The 330-nt window shown below is 56.7% G+C and carries 1 protein-coding gene; it reads left to right on the top strand.

Features of this window, described 5'->3' with window-relative positions:
• Window positions 1-122: 122 nt before the first annotated feature.
• The coding region (locus SB724_RS19650; RefSeq protein ID WP_410572459.1) for an alpha/beta fold hydrolase family protein at window positions 123-330 on the top strand (208 nt) is incomplete at its 3' end.

Genomic DNA, 330 nt, shown 5'->3' with positions numbered 1-330 from the left:
CGATGTCGCGGCTGTTTTGCGGCCATTCGTCGAGGAAATCGAAGACATCGTCGAGACCGGCGATCTCCTGAATGAAGTGCTTCCGCTGCGCGTAAATCGGGCGGTGAAAAGTTTCAAATGCCATGAGCTTCCTCCTGGCAGCCATCGGCACTGAACCGATAACATGCGTCACGGATATCATCTACGGGATGGATGATGCCGTCCTTGATCCGCACTGGCACCTCGCTTGGCTTATCAAGAGAGTGCCTCAAGCAGGGGTTCGACTGCTGCAAGGGGCCGGCCACAACCCTCACCATGCAGCATCCACGATCGTTCGCTCCGTTCTGCAAG

Origin of the sequence: Bacillus sp. SIMBA_031 (assembly GCF_046535225.1) — a bacterium.
GTDB lineage: Bacteria > Bacillota > Bacilli > Bacillales > Bacillaceae > Bacillus > Bacillus velezensis.
The sequence above is the reverse complement of the archived record's forward strand: the minus strand, read 5'-3'. Positions and strand labels throughout refer to the sequence as shown.